Source organism: Escherichia sp. MOD1-EC5990 (assembly GCF_002965285.1).
GTDB classification, from domain to species: Bacteria; Pseudomonadota; Gammaproteobacteria; order Enterobacterales; family Enterobacteriaceae; genus Escherichia; species Escherichia coli_F.
On record NZ_PTRV01000004.1, the window covers coordinates 150,251 to 168,569 of the forward strand.

16 protein-coding genes are annotated in these 18,319 nt (G+C 51.1%); 9 read left to right on the top strand and 7 right to left on the bottom strand.

The window, feature by feature from the left end; genetic code table 11:
• The first annotated feature begins 116 nt into the window (after nt 1-116).
• Entirely contained in the window at nt 117-809 is a 693-nt protein-coding gene (gene ygeA / locus BEB42_RS06460) for an amino acid racemase (RefSeq protein ID WP_105267239.1), read from the top strand.
• Here the strand turns inward: ygeA and lysR are convergent.
• Entirely contained in the window at nt 796-1,731 is a 936-nt protein-coding gene (gene lysR, locus BEB42_RS06465) for a DNA-binding transcriptional regulator LysR (RefSeq protein ID WP_039020555.1), read from the bottom strand. The two genes, ygeA and lysR, sit on opposite strands and share 14 nt — an antisense overlap.
• Nucleotides 1,732-1,852: 121 nt before the next feature.
• On the opposite strand from lysR, the gene lysA reads away from it, so the two are divergent.
• A complete protein-coding gene (gene lysA, locus BEB42_RS06470) occupies nt 1,853-3,115 on the top strand; it encodes a diaminopimelate decarboxylase (protein WP_105267240.1) in 1,263 nt (420 codons plus the stop codon).
• A gap of 6 nt (nt 3,116-3,121) precedes the next feature.
• Here the strand turns inward: lysA and galR are convergent, their stop codons facing one another.
• On the bottom strand, nt 3,122-4,153 hold the full coding sequence (gene galR / locus BEB42_RS06475) for an HTH-type transcriptional regulator GalR (RefSeq protein WP_000201042.1): 1,032 nt from the start codon (nt 4,151-4,153) through the stop codon (nt 3,122-3,124).
• A 585-nt stretch (nt 4,154-4,738) separates the two neighbouring features.
• On the opposite strand from galR, the gene aas reads away from it, so the two are divergent.
• Together aas and lplT are read left to right on the top strand one after the other, a co-directional pair.
• On the top strand, nt 4,739-6,898 hold the full coding sequence (gene aas, locus BEB42_RS06480; RefSeq protein ID WP_000899019.1) for a bifunctional acyl-ACP--phospholipid O-acyltransferase/long-chain-fatty-acid--ACP ligase: 2,160 nt from the start codon (nt 4,739-4,741) through the stop codon (nt 6,896-6,898).
• Nucleotides 6,891-8,084 carry a lysophospholipid transporter LplT gene (lplT, locus tag BEB42_RS06485; protein WP_000004605.1) on the top strand — a complete coding sequence of 398 codons (1,194 nt, stop codon included), beginning with the start codon at nt 6,891-6,893 and terminating at the stop codon, nt 8,082-8,084. The genes aas and lplT overlap by 8 nt, the downstream gene beginning before the upstream one ends.
• Before the next feature lie 38 nt (nt 8,085-8,122).
• On the opposite strand, the gene BEB42_RS06490 is transcribed toward lplT, so the two are convergent.
• The 5 genes from BEB42_RS06490 to mutH all read right to left on the bottom strand — a co-directional run bounded on the left by BEB42_RS06490 (nt 8,123) and on the right by mutH (nt 12,911).
• Entirely contained in the window at nt 8,123-9,778 is a 1,656-nt protein-coding gene (locus BEB42_RS06490) for a DUF4139 domain-containing protein (RefSeq protein WP_105267241.1), read from the bottom strand.
• Between the two features lie 157 nt (nt 9,779-9,935).
• Complete coding sequence (locus tag BEB42_RS06495; protein WP_001199299.1) at nt 9,936-10,976, bottom strand: NADP(H)-dependent aldo-keto reductase; 1,041 nt, start codon at nt 10,974-10,976, stop codon at nt 9,936-9,938.
• Between the two features lie 107 nt (nt 10,977-11,083).
• Nucleotides 11,084-11,302, bottom strand: a complete 219-nt coding sequence (ygdR, locus tag BEB42_RS06500; RefSeq protein ID WP_000758655.1) for a lipoprotein YgdR — start codon at nt 11,300-11,302, stop codon at nt 11,084-11,086.
• A gap of 137 nt (nt 11,303-11,439) precedes the next feature.
• A complete protein-coding gene (locus tag BEB42_RS06505) occupies nt 11,440-12,153 on the bottom strand; it encodes a TerC family protein (RefSeq protein WP_000895624.1) in 714 nt (237 codons plus the stop codon).
• A gap of 68 nt (nt 12,154-12,221) precedes the next feature.
• The gene (gene mutH, locus BEB42_RS06510) at nt 12,222-12,911 is read right to left on the bottom strand and encodes a DNA mismatch repair endonuclease MutH (RefSeq protein ID WP_000082180.1); all 690 of its coding nucleotides are present in this window, start codon (nt 12,909-12,911) and stop codon (nt 12,222-12,224) included.
• 185 nt (nt 12,912-13,096) lie between these two features.
• Between mutH and ygdT the strand changes: the two genes are divergently transcribed.
• From ygdT to thyA, 5 genes are all read left to right on the top strand, one after another.
• A complete protein-coding gene (ygdT, locus tag BEB42_RS26995) occupies nt 13,097-13,243 on the top strand; it encodes a protein YgdT (protein WP_269218580.1) in 147 nt (48 codons plus the stop codon).
• Nucleotides 13,244-13,595: 352 nt separating this feature from the next.
• Nucleotides 13,596-14,126, top strand: coding sequence for an RNA pyrophosphohydrolase (gene rppH, locus BEB42_RS06515; protein WP_000564484.1), 531 nt, complete (start codon nt 13,596-13,598; stop codon nt 14,124-14,126).
• A gap of 12 nt (nt 14,127-14,138) precedes the next feature.
• Nucleotides 14,139-16,385 carry a phosphoenolpyruvate--protein phosphotransferase gene (gene ptsP, locus BEB42_RS06520; protein ID WP_000957918.1) on the top strand — a complete coding sequence of 749 codons (2,247 nt, stop codon included), beginning with the start codon at nt 14,139-14,141 and terminating at the stop codon, nt 16,383-16,385.
• Between the two features lie 150 nt (nt 16,386-16,535).
• The gene (gene lgt, locus BEB42_RS06525) at nt 16,536-17,411 is read left to right on the top strand and encodes a prolipoprotein diacylglyceryl transferase (protein ID WP_000204658.1); all 876 of its coding nucleotides are present in this window, start codon (nt 16,536-16,538) and stop codon (nt 17,409-17,411) included.
• Nucleotides 17,412-17,417: 6 nt separating this feature from the next.
• Nucleotides 17,418-18,212: a thymidylate synthase gene (gene thyA, locus BEB42_RS06530; protein ID WP_000816235.1), complete on the top strand. Its 795-nt coding sequence runs from the start codon at nt 17,418-17,420 to the stop codon at nt 18,210-18,212.
• The last annotated feature ends 107 nt before the right edge of the window (nt 18,213-18,319 follow it).

Below are 18,319 nucleotides of genomic sequence, written 5' to 3' on the forward strand. Positions count from 1 at the left end.
GATGTGCTGTACATCCGGCCCTTTTTTCGTTAATAGAGATTGGGCACCTGGCCGTTGAGGCGTTTGTCTCGTTCCTTATTCAGCCTTGTTGCGGTAACACACATCAGGAGAGAGGAATGAAAACAATTGGCTTGCTGGGAGGAATGAGTTGGGAATCCACTATTCCTTATTATCGTCTGATTAATGAAGGTATTAAACAGCGGCTTGGTGGGCTTCACTCTGCGCAAGTGCTGCTACATAGCGTCGATTTTCATGAAATAGAAGAGTGCCAGCGTCGCGGCGAGTGGGACAAAACCGGGGATATTCTGGCTGAGGCGGCGCTTGGCTTACAGCGGGCGGGCGCAGAAGGCATTGTGTTATGTACCAATACGATGCACAAAGTGGCGGATGCCATTGAGTCTCGTTGCTCTCTGCCTTTCTTACATATAGCGGATGCCACTGGACGTGCAATTATCCGGGCTGGGATGACTCGTGTGGCGCTGCTGGGTACGCGTTACACCATGGAACAGGATTTTTATCGCGGGCGGCTGACGGAACAATTTTCCATCAACTGTCTCATTCCTGAAGCGGATGAACGGACGAAAATTAATCAGATTATTTTTGAAGAACTGTGTCTGGGGCAATTTACCGAAGCGTCACGCACTTATTATGCGCAAGTGATTGCTCGCCTTGCAGAACAGGGCGCACAGGGTGTCATTTTTGGCTGTACGGAAATTGGTTTACTGGTGCCAGACGAGCGCAGTGTTCTGCCTGTGTTTGATACCGCGGCGATCCATGCCGAGGATGCTGTCGCTTTTATGCTGTCGTAGCTGACGACAAAATAGCGTCAAGAGAAGTGACCAGTTTCGGTAATCCCGCTTGTAAATGCTCACTAAACGCCTGAACCAGCGCTGATGACGGGCGGTGCAGGGGGCGGATCAGGCTGACGGTGAACGGAACCGCAATACTGAACCGCCGCACTACTAAACCGCTTGCCGCATAATCCAGTGCGGTGAGCGGGTTAACCACCGAAACACCTACCCCCGCCCGTACCATTGCGCAGACTGACGCGGCGCTGTGGGTTTCTACGATCATGCGTCGTTTAACCTGATTCTCAGTAAACAATTGATCCAGCAACTGGCGATAGCTGTCAGTACGGGAAAGGCTGATGTAGTTCTCACCCTGAAAATCATCCGGCGTTAATACCTTTTTTACCGCCAGCGGATGGCCCGGAGGTAACACACACACTTCATCTAAAGAGAGTAATTCGGTACGTTCTGTTCCCGCAGGCGTATGGAGCGTTTCAGTGAGTCCTAAATCATGACGCTGGGCCGAGAGCCACTCTTCAAGTAGCGGTGATTCCTGGGGCACGATGTTTAAGCTGACATCGGGATAACGTGCCAGAAAGGGTTGCAGGAGCTGCGGTAAAAAAGATTGCGAAAAGACCGGCAGGCAGGCAATAGACAGTTCTCCCTGGCGAAACTCGCGCAGACTTTCTGCGGCACTGACAATGCGATCCAGTCCGTACCAGGATCGTTGCACTTCTTCAAACAGACGCAGTCCTTGCACGGTAGGATGTAATCGTCCACGTATGCGCTCAAACAATTTCAGCCCGATCACCTTCTCAAAGCGCGCCAGTTCGCGGCTGACGGTTGGCTGTGAGGTGTGTAGCAGGTGTGCCGCCTCAGTCAGGCTTCCGGCGGTCATTACCGCATGAAAAATTTCAATATGACGTAAGTTAACGGCGGCCATGAGCGCTCTCTCGCAATCCGGTAATCCATATCATTTTTGCATAGACTCGACATAAATCGATATTTTTTATTCTTTTTATGATGTGGCGTAATCATAAAAAAGCACTTATCTGGAGTTTGTTATGCCACATTCACTGTTCAGCACCGATACCGACCTCACCGCCGAAAATCTGCTGCGTTTGCCCGCAGAATTTGGCTGCCCGGTGTGGGTCTACGATGCGCAAATTATTCGTCGGCAGATTGCAGCGCTGAAACAGTTTGATGTGGTGCGCTTTGCACAGAAAGCCTGTTCCAATATTCATATTTTGCGCTTAATGCGTGAGCAGGGCGTAAAAGTGGATTCCGTCTCGTTAGGCGAAATAGAGCGTGCACTGGCGGCGGGATACAATCCGCAAACGCATCCCGATGACATTGTTTTTACGGCAGATGTTATCGATCAGGCGACGATTGAATGCGTCAGTGAATTGCAAATTCCGGTGAATGCGGGTTCTGTTGATATGCTCGACCAACTGGGTCAGGTTTCGCCAGGGCATCGGGTATGGCTGCGCGTTAATCCGGGGTTTGGTCACGGACATAGCCAAAAAACCAATACCGGTGGCGAAAACAGCAAGCACGGTATCTGGTACACCGATCTGCCCGCCGCACTGGACGTGATACAACGTCATCATCTACAGCTGGTCGGCATTCACATGCACATTGGTTCTGGCGTTGATTATGCCCATCTGGAACAGGTATGTGGTGCTATGGTGCGTCAGGTCCTCGAATTCGGTCAGGATTTACAGGCTATTTCTGCGGGCGGTGGGCTTTCTATTCCTTATCAACAGGGTGAAGAGGCGGTTGATACCGAACATTATTATGGTCTGTGGAATGCCGCGCGTGAGCAAATCGCCCGCCATTTGGGCCATCCTGTGAAACTGGAAATTGAACCGGGTCGCTTTCTGGTAGCGCAGGCAGGCGTATTAATTACTCAAGTGCGGAGCGTCAAACAAATGGGTAGCCGCCACTTTGTGCTGGTTGATGCCGGGTTCAACGATCTGATGCGCCCGGCAATGTACGGTAGTTACCACCATATCAGTGCCCTGGCATCTGATGGTCGTTCTCTGGAACACGCACCAACGGTGGAAACCGTCGTCGCCGGACCGTTATGTGAATCGGGCGATGTCTTTACCCAGCAGGAAGGGGGAAATGTCGAAACCCGCGCCTTGCCGGAAGTGAAGGCAGGTGATTATCTGGTACTGCATGATACAGGGGCATATGGCGCATCAATGTCATCCAACTACAATAGCCGTCCGCTGTTACCAGAAGTTCTGTTTGATAATGGTCAGGCGCGGTTGATTCGCCGTCGCCAGACCATTGAAGAATTACTGGCGCTGGAATTGCTTTAACTGCGGTTAGTCGCTGGTTGCATGATGACTTGCCTCCAGCGACGGAGTTGACACTGAATGGCGACGTACCAGCGTCGGACTAAAGACATTAGTGATTTCCGGGAGAGGGCGATTATCAGCCAGCGCCAAAGCCAGTTCGGCAGCCTGGGTCGCCATCGTCACGATTGGGTAACGCACGGTGGTCAGACGCGGGCGCACATAGCGTGACACCAGCACATCATCAAAGCCAATTAACGAAATCTCACCCGGTACTTCAATACCATTATCATTGAGAACGCCCATCGCACCCGCTGCCATTGAATCGTTATAACAGGCTACCGCAGTGAAATTCCTTCCGCGTCCCAAAAGCTCGGTCATTGCCTGTTCGCCGCCGCTTTCGTCCGGTTCGCCAAATGTCACCAGCCGATCATTGGCCGGAATACCACTTTCAGCGAGGGCATCGTAATAACCCTGCAGACGATCTTCGGCGTCAGAAATAGAGTGGTTAGAGCACAAATAACCAATGCGGGTATGACCTTGCTGAATTAAATGACGCGTTGCCAGCCAGGCACCGTAACGATCGTCCAGAGCAATACAACGGTTTTCAAAGCCAGGCAGGATACGGTTGATCAGCACCATACCGGGCATTTGTTTCATTAATGAGGCTAAATCGGCATCCGGGATCATTTTGGCATGGACAACCAGCGCAGCACAGCGGTGGCGGATCAGTTGCTCAATGGCCTGACGCTCTTTTTGCTCGTTGTGGTAACCGTTGCCAATCAATAAAAAATTACCAGTGTGATAAGCCACCTGTTCGACCGCTTTCACCATTGCACCGAAAAACGGATCGGAAACATCACCAACGACCAGACCGATCGTTTCAGTGGTCTGCTGCGCCAGCGCACGGGCGTTGGCGTTCGGGTGATAGCTAAGAGACTCCATTGCACTATGCACAGCCAGTCGGGAAGCTTCGCTGGCTTTGGGTGAATTATTAATGACGCGGGAAACGGTGGCGACTGAAACGCCTGCCAGTCGGGCTACATCCTTTATGGTCGCCATGAAAATACCTTAGTGGGTAAACGCTTACATTCTGTCAGTGTTACGGAAAATACCTGTTGGTTCAAGTGGCGACGTGTTTTCATCGTGGGAATGTGAGCCAAACGCAAATAAATAAGACAAAAAAAGAGATTGCAAACCTTTGGTTACACTTTGCGAAACGCTGTTGCGATTGACCGCTGGTTGCGTTTGGCTTCAGGTTGCTAAAGTAGTGGTCCCAGAGGTATTGATAGGTGAAGTCAACTTCGGGTTGAGCACATGAATTACACCAGCCTGCGCAGATGCGCAGGTTTTTTTTTGCCGGTCATCAATCTGTAACAGTAACCGACAATTTACACACCTCGTTGCATTTCCCTTCATTCCTTTGCGTTTTCTCGCTGGCGAAGAGTCGTTGTGCAGACCACAATCAAGATCCCAGAGGTATTGATTGGTGAGATTATTCGGTACGCTCTTCGTACCCTGTCTCTTGCACCAACCTGCGCGGATGCGCAGGTTTTTTTTCGCACCTAATTTACTGTCGCTCGCGTTCTTTATCTCGTGTAATCTCCCTCCATTCGCTTTTACTGAATTTGAGCAAAGGGAGTTGGAATGCTTTTTAGCTTTTTTCGAAATTTGTGCCGTGTTTTGTATCGCGTTCGCGTTACGGGTGACACCAAGGCACTGAAGGGCGAGCGCGTTCTAATTACGCCTAATCACGTTTCTTTTATTGATGGCATACTGCTGGCATTGTTTTTACCCGTACGTCCGGTATTTGCCGTTTACACCTCAATAAGCCAACAGTGGTATATGCGTTGGCTGAAATCATTTATCGACTTTGTTCCTCTCGACCCGACGCAACCTATGGCGATTAAACATCTGGTACGTCTGGTGGAACAGGGCCGACCAGTGGTGATTTTCCCTGAAGGACGCATCACCACCACTGGCTCGCTGATGAAAATCTACGATGGCGCGGGATTTGTCGCGGCGAAGTCTGGTGCAACGGTTATTCCTGTGCGTATTGAAGGGGCGGAACTTACGCACTTCAGCCGCCTGAAAGGTCTGGTTAAACGTCGCTTGTTTCCGCAAATTACTCTGCATATTTTGCCACCAACGCAGGTGGAGATGCCGGATGCGCCGCGTGCCCGTGACCGTCGCAAAATCGCTGGCGAAATGCTGCATCAAATAATGATGGAAGCGCGTATGGCGGTGCGCCCGCGTGAAACGCTGTACGAATCTTTACTGAGCGCAATGTACCGCTTCGGAGCCGGGAAGAAATGTGTCGAAGACGTTAACTTTACCCCGGACTCCTATCGCAAATTGCTTACGAAAACGCTGTTTGTTGGACGCATCCTTGAAAAATACAGTGTTGAAGGCGAACGCATCGGCTTAATGCTGCCCAATGCAGGCATCAGTGCGGCAGTGATTTTTGGGGCCATCGCCCGTCGCCGCATTCCCGCAATGATGAACTACACCGCCGGGGTAAAAGGGTTGACCAGTGCTATTACGGCGGCTGAAATCAAAACCATCTTCACTTCCCGTCAGTTTCTCGATAAAGGCAAACTCTGGCATCTGCCAGAGCAACTTACTCAGGTGCGCTGGGTCTATCTGGAAGATTTAAAAGCGGACGTCACCACTGCTGACAAAATATGGATCTTTGCCCATCTGTTGATGCCGCGTCTGGCCCAGGTAAAACAACAGCCGGAAGAAGAGGCGCTTATCCTCTTTACCTCCGGTTCTGAAGGCCATCCGAAAGGCGTCGTCCATAGCCATAAAAGCATTCTGGCGAACGTCGAGCAAATTAAAACGATTGCCGACTTCACCACCAACGATCGCTTTATGTCGGCGTTACCGCTGTTTCACTCCTTTGGGCTGACGGTAGGCCTGTTTACGCCACTGCTCACAGGTGCAGAAGTGTTCCTTTATCCAAGCCCGCTGCATTACCGCATTGTGCCGGAGTTGGTGTATGACCGCAGTTGCACCGTGTTGTTCGGTACCTCGACTTTCCTCGGTCACTACGCGCGCTTTGCCAACCCGTATGACTTCTATCGTCTACGCTATGTGGTGGCAGGCGCAGAAAAACTACAAGAAAGTACTAAACAGCTTTGGCAGGATAAATTTGGCCTGCGCATCCTTGAAGGCTACGGTGTGACCGAATGCGCGCCTGTCGTTTCTATCAACGTACCGATGGCGGCGAAACCCGGTACGGTAGGGCGTATTCTACCAGGAATGGATGCGCGCCTGTTGTCGGTTCCTGGTATCGAAGAGGGCGGACGCCTGCAACTGAAAGGGCCGAACATAATGAACGGCTATCTGCGGGTGGAGAAGCCTGGTGTACTGGAAGTGCCCACCGCCGAGAATGTTCGCGGCGAAATGGAGCGCGGCTGGTATGACACTGGCGATATCGTGCGTTTTGACGAGCAGGGCTTTGTGCAGATTCAGGGCCGCGCAAAACGCTTTGCCAAAATTGCAGGCGAAATGGTGTCGCTGGAAATGGTGGAACAACTGGCACTTGGTGTTTCGCCAGATAAAGTCCATGCCACTGCGATTAAGAGCGATGCCAGCAAAGGCGAGGCACTGGTGCTTTTCACCACAGATAACGAACTGACGCGCGATAAGTTACAACAGTATGCCCGCGAGCACGGCGTGCCGGAGCTTGCTGTACCGCGCGATATTCGCTATCTGAAACAGATGCCATTACTTGGCAGCGGCAAACCTGACTTTGTCACGTTGAAAAGCTGGGTAGACGAAGCGGAACAACACGATGAGTGAGTCAGTGCACACTAACACTTCGTTGTGGTCGAAGGGGATGAAAGCGGTTATCGTGGCGCAGTTTCTCTCTGCGTTTGGCGATAACGCGCTGCTGTTTGCCACTCTGGCGTTACTGAAAGCGCAGTTCTATCCGGAGTGGAGCCAGCCCATTCTGCAAATGGTGTTTGTAGGTGCTTACATTCTTTTTGCGCCGTTTGTCGGGCAGGTGGCAGATAGCTTCGCCAAAGGTCGGGTGATGATGTTTGCCAACGGCCTGAAGCTGCTGGGCGCAGCCAGTATCTGCTTTGGCATCAATCCGTTTCTCGGCTATACGCTGGTGGGTGTTGGTGCGGCAGCCTATTCCCCGGCGAAATACGGTATTCTCGGCGAATTAACCACGGGTAGTAAGTTAGTAAAAGCTAACGGTTTAATGGAAGCCTCTACCATTGCGGCGATTTTGCTCGGTTCCGTAGCTGGTGGTGTTCTGGCTGACTGGCATGTCCTGATCGCCCTGGCCGCATGCGCACTGGCCTACGGTGGCGCGGTCGTTGCCAATATCTACATTCCCAAACTGGCGGCGGCGCGTCCGGGGCAGTCCTGGAATCTCATCAGCATGACCCGCAGTTTCCTGAATGCCTGCACCTCGCTATGGCGCAATGGTGAAACGCGTTTTTCGCTGGTGGGCACCAGTTTATTCTGGGGAGCGGGTGTCACGCTGCGTTTCCTGTTGGTGCTGTGGGTACCGGTGGCGCTGGGTATTACCGATAACGCTACGCCGACCTATCTCAACGCGATGGTAGCGATTGGTATCGTGGTTGGTGCAGGTACGGCAGCGAAGTTAGTTACGCTGGAAACCGTGTCACGCTGTATGCCAGCCGGGATTTTGATTGGCGTGGTGGTACTGATTTTCTCCCTGCAACACGAGCTGCTGCCAGCCTATGCTTTGTTGATGCTGATTGGCGTGCTGGGAGGCTTTTTTGTCGTTCCGCTCAATGCGTTGCTACAGGAGCGGGGTAAAAAAAGCGTCGGGGCGGGGAATGCAATTGCAGTACAAAACCTTGGCGAAAACAGCGCCATGTTGTTGATGCTGGGCATTTACTCGCTGGCGGTAATGGTAGGCATCCCGGTCGTGCCCATTGGCATTGGCTTCGGTGCGCTATTTGCGCTGGCAATAACGGCGCTGTGGATCTGGCAGCGCCGTCATTAAGCTTTCACCAGATGGCATATTCAGCCATCTGGTGAAGATCACATTCCCGAAGGGTGCATACCTTTCGGATACTTCACGCTGTATGAGAATGGCAGACTCACGTTCTCTTTGCCTGACAGTTTCAGCGTCCAGGACAGTTCACCCGTTTTCGCATCAAACTGTGCCTGGCCATATTGCATTTTTTCCACCGTAATATCACTGTTAGCACTGACTGGGATCTGGTCGAGTAGAGTGATATCCACCGCTTCGCCGTAGCTGTTCTTTACATTGAGGGTGTAACTGAAGTTGCGTACCGCGCTGTCGTTAAAGATAGATAACGCATTCTCTTTTTTGAGTACGGCTTTACGCTGAATAATCAGCTTAGGATCGCGGTTAAGCTGAATATCCAGCGACTTACCATCTTCTGGCGGCTGCAAATAGCCCACGCCGGTACGGTTGTTACCAAAGAAGATCTGACTTTCGCCGGGGATTAAATTTAACTGTTCCCACTCTTTAATTTGCACCTGGAGATACGCGTCATTACTGATCTTCGGAATAGCAAAGAAGCGATATTTACCGCTGACCGACTCTTCCTTAATGACCACCGTGCGCGCGGTATTATCGCTGTCGATTTGCCACGGCAGCGAAAGCGCATAGCGGACATTTTGCGCAGTGAAACTTTCTGGTCGCGCCGAAGCTGGCACTGCCTGTTCGGCATACTTGCGCCCGGCTTGTCGCTCCCTTGTTTTTTGCATCTCTGCCTTCAGGGTTTTCTGCAATTCTGAGGCATCCTGGTTAGACGAATATTCCGAACGCTGTTCCATCACGGGTGATGCTGAAAGCGAGCCGCTTACACCACCATACTCCGGAACATCCACATACAGGGTTTCCAGGTGTGGCAACGTAAGATGAGTATCAGGTTCACTGGTCGAGAGCACGAGATTAACGCCTTTCCAGGGCAACCCCGTATACTGGCGAATATTAGCCTTGTAAACCAGACGCAGCGGCTGGTTTATGGCAGTGGCGTGAATATCATAGATCGGCGTCCAGGTAGCATCAGGGGTCATATAACGTACCACCGCTTTCGCTGTGACGGCTTTTGGGGCATAGACCTTAGCGATAATAACCTGCGGATCATTGGCTGCCACCGAATCGCCGTTACTCATGCTCTCGCGTTGCTCCAGCTTTTCAATTTCAAGCTGGTTATCAGCAAGTTTCTGCGTCAACTCATTGTCGACTTGTAATAACTCACCATTTTTCTCTTTCACCATTTGCAGATACTTGCCAACTTCGGCGGCACTTTTATTTGTTAATGTGCTATTTGCCTCTAATACCTTAATTTGAGCCGCGATATTGTTTTTCTCGGCGGTCAGTTTTGCCTGTTCCACCTTTGCTGCTTTTAACTGTTGCTGAATATCTGACGGCAGCGCATTCGGCTGTATTTCCGTTAGCGCGATACGTGAGGAAAGCACCGTCACTCCGTTATCGATAGAAATGGCGATGCTGTCGTCGGTTACTGAATTGGCGATATTAGTAAAGATAATTTCGCTTTCACCTGCCGGTAAGTTGAGTATCTCTTCACCTTGCAGGCTGGCACCATGCAGATAAACAGTGACGTCTTTGAGTGTTAGCGGTTGAGTTAACTGCGCCCCCCAGGCGGAGGACAGGCACCCGGTAAGCAATATGGCGAGGGGAATAGGTTTGAAAATCAACATGGTTATCCTTAACAATGGGCACAGACATTGAAACGCGCGCTGGCGTTGACCAAAAGAGACTATTGCGCTTTGTCAGGAAAGATGTGGCGAAAAGTAGTGAATATATTCTGAAAAGTGGGGAAAAGAGACGCCTGGTGCAAAACACCAGGCGAAAGGATCACGGTGCCGGATAAGTATAAACCTGATGCACCGCTTCAATTTCAGCTAATACGTCTTCGCTTAACTCCAGATGCAAACTTTCGACGTTAGTTTTCAGCTGCTCCATCGTGGTTGCACCCAGCAGAGTGCTGGCAACAAACGGTTGACGGCGTACAAAAGCGAGCGCCATCTGAGCAGGATCCAGGCCATGACGTCTGGCGATATCGACATACGCCGCGACGGCTTTTTGCGTTTGCTCACCGCTATAGCGAGTGAAGCGGCTAAAGAGCGTATTACGTGCGCCAGCAGGTTTTGCACCGTTGAGGTATTTCCCGGTCAGCGTGCCGAAACCCAGACACGAATAGGCCAGCAGCTCGACCCCTTCATACTGGCTGACTTCTGCCAGACCCACTTCAAAACTGCGGTTTAACAGACTGTAGGGGTTCTGAATGGTGACAATACGCGGCAGATCGTGTTTGTCCGCCAGATGCAGGTAACGCATTACGCCAAATGCAGTTTCATTCGATACGCCGATATAACGAATTTTCCCCGCGCGTTGGTACTCTGCCAGTGCGTCCAGCGTATCCAGCAGCGAAACCGCAGGGGCAGAATCTGTCCAGCTATAACCGAGTTTGCCGAAGCAGTTGGTTGGGCGCTGCGGCCAGTGCACCTGATAAAGATCGAGGTAATCAGTCTGCAGGCGCTTGAGGCTGTCATGCAGAGCTTCGCGGATATTCTTCCGATCCAGCGCCTGATCCGGGCGGATGCCCTTGTCATTATTGCGCGACGGTCCGCTCACTTTGGAAGCGATAATTAACTTTTCGCGGCTGCCATGTTTTGCCAGCCAGTTACCGACGTAGGTTTCGGTTAACCCTTGCGTTTCAGGGCGCGGCGGCACTGGGTACATTTCGGCAACGTCGATAAGGTTAATGCCCTGAGCGACGGCATAGTCGAGTTGTGCGTGGGCGTCGGCTTCGCTGTTCTGTTCACCAAACGTCATCGTGCCAAGCCCCAGCGTGCTGACTTCCAGCGAACTGTGGGGTATACGGTGATATTGCATAGCCGTTTCCTTTTTATAATCACGACATAAGGAATATAAAAATGGCAGAGGGAAGGGAAAAGGGAAAGCGAAAAATCTTAAGGCCAGCCGGATGCTGACCTTATTTTTTAACGTTCAATAATTTGCGAAACATCATCACGGTTAATTTGCATCGCGTTACCTTGCTGATCGTGATAACTCACCAGCCCGGTATCATCATCAATTTCAGGTTTTCCATCGGTCAAAATCATACGGCCATCTTTGGTCGCCATGACGTAATCACTGGAACACCCGGAAACAGCAAACGCCAGTCCGACTGCAGAAATTATTACTGCCCATTTTTTCATCCGGTTATCCTCATTTGGCCCACCTATGATAATAGTCTTTTTATAAACCGACGTTATATATCTTGAAAGCAGGAAAATCTTAAACTGTGAGGGTAACAGGAGTGAGTACGCTCTCCTGCAGGAGAGCGTACGGAGTATCAGAGCGGATTCTTTTTGTTGCGAATCAGGTTGAGGCTTTCAACCGCAATAGAGAAGAACATCGCGAAGTAGATGTAACCTTTCGGTACGTGGATGTCGAAACTTTCCAGAATCAGGGTAAAGCCCACCAGAATCAGGAAAGAGAGCGCCAGCATTTTTACCGAAGGATGGCGTTCGACAAAATCACCAATCGAGCGCGCGGCAAACATCATCACGCCTACGGCAATCACCACGGCTGCCATCATAATAAACAGGTGATCTGACAGACCCACAGCGGTAATCACCGAGTCGAGGCTGAAGATAATATCCAGCAGCATAATTTGCACGATAGCGCCGAGGAATGATGAAACGCGTGTTTTCAGCCCTTCTTCTTCACCTTCGATGGATTCGTGGATTTCCTTGCTGGCTTTCCAGATAAGGAACAAGCCACCCAGAAGCAGAATCAAATCACGGGCGGAAATTTCCTGGCTGAATATTGTAAAAAGCGGATTTGTCAGGCGCGTAACCCAGGCGATTGATGCCAGCAGCGCCAGACGCATAACCATGGCTCCCGCCAACCCCAGACGCCGCGCATGAGCACGTTGTGCTGTGGGGAGCTTTGCCACCACCAGAGAAAGAAAAATAATATTGTCGATCCCAAGAACGATCTCCAGCAGCGTCAGCGTACCGAGCGCAAGCCAGGCGTTAGGATCGGTTATCCATGCAAATAACATCTAAAAAGCCCTGCCAAAAAAATGAAGCGGTAATTATATGCCCGGAAAGCGGCAGGTCAAAGCGATGGCTACTGGATCAGAAAATGACGGGCCAGCAGCGCACTGGTGAAATTCTTCTTCAAATAAAAGCCACGCGGCAGCGTCAAAATCCGTTCGCCCCGGGCACCAATGGCTTCGGTAAGCGCTTTCGCATTCGCTGCTTTCGGGCGTATCTGTAAATACTCCCCGTGACGAGCGGTGATCCGCTCAACCTGACCGAGAACAATCATATCCATTAATTCTTCCCAGTCTTCGCGCAGTTGCCGGTCTTCCTCTTCATTCGGGCTCCATAGCAATGGTGATCCTACGCGACGCTGCGCCAGCGGGATGCTACGTTCGCCTTCAACCGGTATCCACAGCACGCGTTTGAGCTTGTGGCGCACGTGGCTGGTTTCCCAGGTCACTCCACTATTGCCCGTTAATGGGGCAACACAAACGAATGTTGTTTCCAGCGGACGCCCAAGACTATCCACAGGAATAGTTTTAAGTTCCACACCCAGAGCAGCAAAATCTTGTTCTGGTTTACTCCCTGCACTGGCACCTAGCCAGATCTCCAGCAACACGCCGATCCAGCCCTTATCGCGTTTTAAATTCTCCGGCGTCACCAGCCCAGCAAGTGCCGCCAGTTCACCCAGTGTATAACCGGAAAGTTGCTGTGCTTGCGCTAACAACTGTGCTTCTGTTTCGGGAGGAGAAAGCAGTGGGCGAGGTTGGGACATGTCATGATACCTTGGTTAAAAAACAAACAGCTGTTCTTTGCCGAATATTCGCAGTGTAACTTTTTCCACATGCGTTATTCAATTCTATGATTTATATTGCTTTTTAGATTGTCGGTAATCGAGTTGCGCAACACTGCAACGGGTTTTCCAAATCTGGTCACTGAAAATAAACAGGATCTTACACCATGTTATCCACAGAAAGCTGGGATAACTGTGAAAAACCTCCACTACTGTTTCCATTTACAGCCTTGACGTGCGACGAAACTCCAGTTTTTAGTGGTTCAGTGCTTAACTTAGTGGCACATTCTGTGGATAAATACGGCGTTGGTTGATCTTTCGCCAACCTGTAAATGAGAGGTGTGACCTGGGTCACGAATTACTCCTTTTTATTACTTAAATTACATGTAATGCATTGACTAATAATGATTATTTTAAAATGTCGATATCAGGCTTATTCAGAATGCTCCGGGTTTTCCCGTAGTAATTCCGTAGTTCTTCACAACTCTATCCACAGAAAAGGTGAATAAAAACGGCTATCCACCCCTTCCTCTGTTTATAACTCTGCACATAACTGTGAGTTATTCAATTGTTATTAGTGTGTAATGCCCTGCAGAGAGTGGTTTACCGTCTTCATGGAGTATGAAACAATCATTCGTATATAAAGCTTTATTTTGAGGTAGTCCGGTGATTGATGACGATGGCTACCGCCCAAACGTAGGTATCGTGATTTGTAATCGCCAGGGGCAGGTAATGTGGGCCCGGCGATTTGGTCAGCACTCCTGGCAATTTCCGCAAGGCGGAATTAACCCAGGAGAATCCGCAGAACAGGCGATGTACCGTGAATTGTTTGAAGAAGTAGGATTAAGCCGCAAAGACGTTCGAATCCTTGCTTCAACGCGTAACTGGTTGCGCTACAAATTACCGAAACGTTTGGTGCGTTGGGACACGAAGCCGGTTTGTATCGGCCAAAAACAAAAATGGTTTCTCTTGCAGCTGGTGAGCGGCGATGCAGAAATCAATATGCTAACCAGCAGTACACCAGAGTTTGATGGCTGGAGATGGGTAAGTTACTGGTATCCGGTCAGACAGGTGGTGTCATTTAAACGTGATGTCTACCGTAGGGTAATGAAAGAGTTCGCGAGTGTTGTGATGGCGCTGCAGGATAATACGCCAAAACCACAAAACGCATCTGCTTATCGACGTAAAAGAGGTTAAGTCACGCCAATTATGCTCACTCGCCTGCGCGAAATAGTCGAAAAGGTAGCCAGCGCACCACGCCTGAATGAGGCGTTAAATATTCTGGTTACCGACATCTGTCTTGCGATGGATACCGAGGTCTGTTCGGTCTACCTGGCCGATCATGACCGACGTTGTTACTACCTGATGGCGACCCGGGGGCTGAAAAAACCACGCGGTCGCACTGTAACGCTTGCGTTTGATGAAGGGATCGTCGGCCTGGTTGGCAGGCTGGCGGAACCGATAAACCTTGCAGATGCGCAAAAGCACCCCAGCTTCAAATACATCCCCTCCGTAAAAGAAGAACGTTTCCGCGCGTTTTTAGGCGTACCAATTATTCAACGTCGCCAGTTGCTTGGTGTACTGGTGGTACAGCAACGAGAGTTGCGCCAGTATGACGAAAGTGAAGAATCCTTCCTGGTGACGCTTGCCACCCAGATGGCAGCGATTCTTTCTCAGTCGCAGTTGACTGCCTTGTTTGGGCAATATCGCCAGACGCGAATCCGTGCATTACCGGCAGCGCCTGGTGTGGCGATTGCCGAAGGCTGGCAGGATGCCACGTTACCTTTAATGGAACAGGTGTATCAGGCATCAACGCTGGATCCGGCTCTGGAACGCGAACGACTGACCGGGGCGCTGGAAGAAGCGGCAAACGAGTTTCGCCGCTACAGCAAACGCTTTGCCGCCGGTGCACAAAAAGAAACGGCGGCTATTTTCGATCTTTACTCGCACCTGCTTTCGGACACCCGGCTGCGTCGCGAATTGTTTGCCGAGGTTGATAAAGGCTCGGTGGCAGAGTGGGCGGTAAAAACGGTCATTGAAAAATTTGCCGAACAGTTTGCCGCGCTAAGCGATAACTATCTCAAAGAGCGGGCTGGCGATTTACGTGCGCTGGGTCAGCGATTGCTGTTTCATCTTGATGACGCTAATCAAGGGCCGAACGCCTGGCCGGAACGTTTCATTCTGGTGGCAGATGAACTGTCAGCGACAACGCTTGCTGAGCTGCCCCAGGATCGCTTAGTCGGTGTTGTCGTGCGAGATGGCGCAGCCAACTCCCATGCTGCGATCATGGTACGTGCGCTGGGGATCCCTACCGTAATGGGCGCGGATATTCAGCCTTCGGTGCTGCATCGTCGGACGTTGATCGTCGATGGTTATCGCGGTGAATTGCTGGTCGATCCGGAGCCGGTACTGCTGCAAGAATATCAGCGGCTAATTAGTGAAGAGATTGAGCTTAGCCGTCTGGCGGAAGATGACGTCAATTTACCCGCCCAGTTAAAAAGCGGCGAGCGCATTAAAGTCATGCTCAATGCCGGTTTAAGCCCGGAACATGAACAAAAACTGGGCAGCCGTATTGATGGCATAGGACTTTATCGCACTGAAATCCCATTCATGTTGCAAAGTGGTTTTCCGTCGGAAGAAGAACAGGTGGCGCAGTATCAGGGGATGCTGCAAATGTTCAATGATAAACCCGTCACCTTGCGTACGCTGGATGTCGGAGCAGATAAGCAGCTGCCTTACATGCCGATCAGCGAAGAGAATCCATGCCTGGGTTGGCGTGGGATTCGCATTACGCTCGATCAGCCGGAGATCTTCTTGATTCAGGTGCGGGCGATGCTGCGTGCTAATGCCGCTACGGGCAACCTGAATATTCTGTTGCCGATGGTCACCAGCCTCGATGAAGTTGACGAAGCACGCCGCCTGATTGAACGTGCCGGACGTGAAGTCGAGGAGATGATCGGTTACGAAATTCCCAAACCACGTATCGGCATCATGCTTGAAGTGCCGTCAATGGTATTTATGCTGCCGCATCTGGCAAAGCGGGTCGATTTTATCTCTGTTGGCACCAACGATCTGACTCAATACATCCTGGCCGTTGATCGCAACAATACCCGGGTGGCGAACATTTATGACAGTCTTCATCCTGCAATGTTACGAGCTCTGGCGATGATCGCTCGGGAAGCGGAAATACATGGTATCGATCTCCGTTTGTGCGGTGAAATGGCGGGCGATCCCATGTGCGTGGCAATCCTTATTGGGCTTGGGTATCGCCATCTGTCTATGAACGGACGTTCTGTAGCGCGCGTAAAATACCTGCTGCGGCGCATTGATTATGCCGAAGCAGAAAACCTTGCGCAGCGCAGTCTGGAAGCGCAACTGGCGACCGAAGTTCGCCATCAGGTTGCGGCCTTTATGGAGCGTCGCGGGATGGGCGGGTTGATTCGCGGAGGGTTGTAGCGCGGATCATATACATATCTTTTAACGGTATCCGGCAACTAGCCAGGTCCCCTTGTGCTATTATTCGCACCTTTGGAGCGCCTGAAACCTGCGGCGCGCATTTCAATCGCTGTTCTCTTTCAGCGAAATAACAAGAACTTGTGGTGACAGATGACCAGTAGCTATCTGCATTTTCCGGAGTTTGATCCGGTCATTTTCTCAATAGGACCCGTAGCGCTTCACTGGTACGGCCTGATGTATCTGGTGGGTTTCATTTTTGCAATGTGGCTGGCAACACGTCGGGCGAATCGTCCGGGCAGCGGCTGGACCAAAAATGAAGTTGAAAACTTACTCTATGCGGGCTTCCTCGGCGTCTTCCTCGGTGGACGTATTGGTTATGTTCTGTTCTACAACTTCCCGCAGTTTATGGCCGATCCGCTGTATCTTTTCCGTGTCTGGGACGGCGGCATGTCCTTCCACGGCGGCCTGATTGGCGTTATCGTGGTGATGATTATCTTCGCCCGCCGTACTAAACGTTCCTTCTTCCAGGTTTCTGATTTTATCGCACCACTCATTCCGTTTGGTCTTGGTGCCGGGCGTCTGGGCAACTTTATTAACGGTGAATTGTGGGGCCGCGTTGACCCGAACTTCCCGTTTGCCATGCTGTTCCCCGGCTCCCGTACAGAAGATATTTTGCTGCTGCAAACCAACCCGCAGTGGCAATCCATTTTCGACACTTACGGTGTGCTGCCGCGCCACCCATCACAGCTTTACGAGCTGCTGCTGGAAGGTGTGGTGCTGTTTATTATCCTCAACCTGTATATTCGTAAACCGCGCCCAATGGGAGCTGTCTCAGGTTTGTTCCTGATTGGTTACGGCGCGTTTCGCATCATTGTTGAGTTTTTCCGCCAGCCCGACGCGCAGTTTACTGGTGCCTGGGTGCAGTACATCAGCATGGGGCAAATTCTTTCCATCCCGATGATTGTCGCGGGTGTGATCATGATGGTCTGGGCATATCGTCGCAGCCCACAGCAACACGTTTCCTGAGGAACCATGAAACAGTATTTAGAACTGATGCAAAAAGTGCTCGACGAAGGCACACAGAAAAACGACCGTACCGGAACCGGAACGCTTTCCATTTTTGGTCATCAGATGCGTTTTAACCTGCAGGATGGATTCCCGCTGGTGACAACCAAACGTTGCCACCTGCGTTCCATCATCCACGAACTGCTGTGGTTCTTGCAGGGCGACACTAACATTGCTTATCTACACGAAAACAATGTCACCATCTGGGACGAATGGGCCGATGAAAATGGCGACCTCGGTCCGGTGTATGGTAAACAGTGGCGTGCCTGGCCAACGCCAGATGGTCGTCATATTGACCAGATCACTACGGTACTGAACCAGCTGAAAAACGACCCGGATTCCCGCCGCATTATTGTTTCAGCGTGGAACGTTGGTGAACTGGATAAAATGGCGCTGGCACCGTGCCATGCATTCTTCCAGTTCTATGTGGCAGACGGCAAACTCTCTTGCCAGCTTTATCAGCGCTCCTGTGACGTCTTCCTCGGCCTGCCATTTAACATTGCCAGCTATGCGTTACTGGTACATATGATGGCGCAGCAGTGCGATCTGGAAGTGGGTGATTTTGTCTGGACCGGTGGCGACACGCACCTGTACAGCAATCATATGGATCAAACCAATTTGCAATTAAGCCGTGAACCGCGCCCGCTGCCGAAGCTGATTATCAAACGTAAACCTGAATCCATCTTCGACTACCGTTTCGAAGACTTTGAGATTGAAGGCTACGATCCGCATCCGGGCATTAAAGCGCCGGTGGCTATCTAATTACGAAACATCCTGCCAGAGCCGACGCCAGTGTGCGTCGGTTTTTTTTACCCTCCGTTAAATTCTTCGCGACGCCTTCCCGAAATTTTGCAACCTCCTGCAACGGC

Excerpts from the sequence above, each read along its gene's own strand:
- ygeA (WP_105267239.1), top strand. The coding sequence starts at position 117 with ATGAAAACAATTGGCTTGCTGGGAGGAATGAGTTGGGAATCCACTATT.
- lysR (WP_039020555.1), bottom strand. The coding sequence starts at position 1,731 with ATGGCCGCCGTTAACTTACGTCATATTGAAATTTTTCATGCGGTAATG.
- lysA (WP_105267240.1), top strand. The coding sequence starts at position 1,853 with ATGCCACATTCACTGTTCAGCACCGATACCGACCTCACCGCCGAAAAT.
- galR (WP_000201042.1), bottom strand. The coding sequence starts at position 4,153 with ATGGCGACCATAAAGGATGTAGCCCGACTGGCAGGCGTTTCAGTCGCC.
- aas (WP_000899019.1), top strand. The coding sequence starts at position 4,739 with ATGCTTTTTAGCTTTTTTCGAAATTTGTGCCGTGTTTTGTATCGCGTT.
- lplT (WP_000004605.1), top strand. The coding sequence starts at position 6,891 with ATGAGTGAGTCAGTGCACACTAACACTTCGTTGTGGTCGAAGGGGATG.
- BEB42_RS06490 (WP_105267241.1), bottom strand. The coding sequence starts at position 9,778 with ATGTTGATTTTCAAACCTATTCCCCTCGCCATATTGCTTACCGGGTGC.
- BEB42_RS06495 (WP_001199299.1), bottom strand. The coding sequence starts at position 10,976 with ATGCAATATCACCGTATACCCCACAGTTCGCTGGAAGTCAGCACGCTG.
- ygdR (WP_000758655.1), bottom strand. The coding sequence starts at position 11,302 with ATGAAAAAATGGGCAGTAATAATTTCTGCAGTCGGACTGGCGTTTGCT.
- BEB42_RS06505 (WP_000895624.1), bottom strand. The coding sequence starts at position 12,153 with ATGTTATTTGCATGGATAACCGATCCTAACGCCTGGCTTGCGCTCGGT.
- mutH (WP_000082180.1), bottom strand. The coding sequence starts at position 12,911 with ATGTCCCAACCTCGCCCACTGCTTTCTCCTCCCGAAACAGAAGCACAG.
- ygdT (WP_269218580.1), top strand. The coding sequence starts at position 13,097 with ATGTTATCCACAGAAAGCTGGGATAACTGTGAAAAACCTCCACTACTG.
- ptsP (WP_000957918.1), top strand. The coding sequence starts at position 14,139 with ATGCTCACTCGCCTGCGCGAAATAGTCGAAAAGGTAGCCAGCGCACCA.
- lgt (WP_000204658.1), top strand. The coding sequence starts at position 16,536 with ATGACCAGTAGCTATCTGCATTTTCCGGAGTTTGATCCGGTCATTTTC.
- thyA (WP_000816235.1), top strand. The coding sequence starts at position 17,418 with ATGAAACAGTATTTAGAACTGATGCAAAAAGTGCTCGACGAAGGCACA.